Origin of the sequence: Methylibium sp. T29 (assembly GCF_000576205.1) — a bacterium.
Taxonomy (GTDB): domain Bacteria; phylum Pseudomonadota; class Gammaproteobacteria; order Burkholderiales; family Burkholderiaceae_C; genus Methylibium; species Methylibium petroleiphilum.
Map to the genome: position 1 here is coordinate 1 of NZ_AZND01000361.1, position 2,693 is coordinate 2,693.

Genomic DNA, 2,693 nt, shown 5'->3' on the forward strand with positions numbered 1-2,693 from the left:
TGCTGTCCGCAGTCGCGGCGACCACGGCGCTTTTGAGCCAGCAACTGACCCTCTCTCGCGCGGCCAATGCCGTGCCGAACGAAGGCTTCTACTGGTCTGTTGCCCAGTACCAGATCGCGCACCACAGGCTGAAGCAGGAACTACGTGCGGTCGCTGCCGGCGAGGCGGTGAACGCCCAGGAACTGAGCCGGCGCGCAGCGGTGGTTGCCTCAAGGGTCAGCATCCTCAGCGAGCCCTCCGAGATCAAGAGCCTCCTCAATGGTGTGCCTGGCTATGCCGAAGCGACGCACCGCGTCGCCGAGCTTCAGAGCCGTGTCGGGCCGATTCTTGAGAAGAGCCCGTTTGGCCAGGCGGACGCGATCGCGGTGCTTGGCTTGTTCCAGGCCGCTGGCGACGAAGAGCTTCTGAGCCAGCTCGCCAGCGACGTGCGCCTGGCCGAGATAACTGCCAAGGACGACATGACCCAGACGCTGACCAGGCGCATCTGGTGGGCATGGGGTGGCTTTGCGTTCTGCTGGTTTGCGTTGGCGCTCTGGCTGTTCTACGCGATCCGGTCCCGGCGCCGCTACAGGGCAGCGGCACATGATCGGAAGCGGGCAGTCGAGGCGATGGAGCAAGCCAATGCCTCCAAGCGCAAGTTCCTGAGCATGGTGAACCACGAAGTTCGCTCGCCGCTGCAGAGCATCGTTGCCTCGGCGGAGTTTCTCGCCATGAAGGACAGCCGGCCAGACAGCGCCGGCGCGATCCGCCGCATCAGACATGCCGTGACCGTGCTGCAGGGACAGCTGCGCGACCTGCTCACTATCGCGCGCGGTGACGCAGCGCAGTTGCCCACACAGGTCGAGACTTTCGACCTCGGCGAGCTGGTTCAAGATGTCTGCGCCGGCCTGGAAGAAGCAGCCATTGCCAAGGGACTCGCGTTTCAGGTCGAGTTCCCGCCGTGGCCGGTGACGGTCAGCGCCGATCCGATTCGCATTGCGCAGGTGTTGCGAAACCTCGTTGAGAACTCCGTGCGCTACACAAGCGAAGGCCGTGTTCGAGTTCGCGTTGAACCCTTCGTGAGTCAGGCAAGTGGTGCCGGCGAGGCAACATCGGCGCCAGCGACTTCTCGCGCGGGCGCAACTGATCCTTCGTCATCGGACGGTGCGGTTCGCTTTGTCGTTCATGACACAGGGCCAAGCCTGCCTCCGGCTGCGCTGGAGCGGCTCAGAAGTGCAACTGTGCCGTTTGCGTCGAGTGACGACGGCACCGGGATCGGGCTCTTCGTGATTCGGGACGTTCTGCAACAGCTGGGCGGTCACCTTGAAGTCCAAACCCGTGATGCCACGGACTCAGAGGGGCAGGGCACCACGTTCACCGTGAGTATCCCGGCGATGCAGGTGAAGCGCATTTCGCCGGAAGCCGACCTCTTCGAGGGCAGCGAAGCACTCAGTGTGTTGGTCGTGGATGACCGGTCCGATGTGCGAGATTCGCTCGTCGATGTGACGCGCAGGCTGGGCCACGCGTGCCATGCGGTTGGGTCTGCGGCTGAGGCACGTCCTCTACTCGCCAGCACACACTTCGATGTGGCGCTGATCGATCTGGAGATGCCGGAAACGGACGGTCTGGCCCTGGCCACGGAAATCCGTGAAAGCGGCGGGCCGAATACCTCTGCGATGCTGATCCTCATCAGCGCCGCAGAGAACCAGGCCACTGGACAGGGATGGCCCTTCGATGGTTTCCTGCAGAAGCCGATCGACGGTCAGGCCCTGGCCCGGCTCATCGGGGCGTGTCGCCAGCCGCAGTTAGTTTGAGGTGAGGCCAACGGCAGCTTTCCTTGAATTCGGCTATCTGCTGTCGGCCAGTACCAGACACATAGTCAACTGCCCGATGGCTGACGCTCGGAGCGATGATGGCGTCAAAACCGCAGCGACTGATTTACGTCCTTGCTGAGCAGTTCGCAGTAGGCAGACTCTTCCGCTGCATCAAGATTGAGTCGCTTGATTGTGCGAATCTTCGCTTCCAGCAAGGCCTCGACCAAGGTGGGCGAGCCCCGGTACACATAGTCCTCGAGGTCGCCGGCCAGTCCCCATGGCAGGCCCGCCTTGCTCGGAGTGCCGACCTCATAGGTTAGCCTCGAAATTGCCATGGCTGAGCGTCCACGCTCCTCCACCAAACTGTAGTCGAGCGTCACTTGGTCACCTTGCTGATACTGCGGTTGGTCGGAGTGCCCTCGCGATTGGGAAATCTTCGCAAACCCCTCTTCGATCCAGTGTGTGAAGGATCCACCACCTTCGAATGGCAGGTCGAACGTTTCGGTCTCGCCATCCAGTGGACCGAATCGAGCCGACAACACCCGATCTTGCAAGTCTGCTTCCAAGCTGACCAAGACGTGCATTCCCCCGTCTCCAAGCGCTTGGACGATCGGCGCTGGCTCCAGTGCCAGACGCCAGAACGCTTCTGCTCCGCGACCCTCGTACGCGGCCAACCTGACAGTGGCCGCGCTGTGCCCTTGCTCTGCAGCCCTCTCATACCAGTGACGTGCACCAAACTCCCCACGTAGTTCCGGCTCTCCCTCCAGTTGGACGGCCAACAGGTATTGCCACTCGGGGTTGCCCGTCTCTGCCGCCGCCTCTAGCCACTTGATCCCTTCTGACTGCGAGCCCGCTCCTGCAAGGAGAAGGAGCCTGCCAAGTCGGAACATGCCCGTAGGA

1 protein-coding gene and 1 pseudogene are annotated in these 2,693 nt (G+C 62.6%); one reads left to right on the forward strand and one right to left on the reverse strand.

Annotation, left to right across the window (positions count from 1 at the left end; translation table 11 throughout):
• A partial coding sequence (locus x551_RS20830) for a hybrid sensor histidine kinase/response regulator (RefSeq protein ID WP_036250910.1) occupies positions 1 to 1,793 on the forward strand: 1,793 nt, incomplete at its 5' end.
• A 104-nt stretch (positions 1,794 to 1,897) separates the two neighbouring features.
• Here the strand turns inward: x551_RS20830 and x551_RS26005 are convergent.
• A pseudogene (locus x551_RS26005) lies at positions 1,898 to 2,693 on the reverse strand (hypothetical protein); the annotation flags it as partial.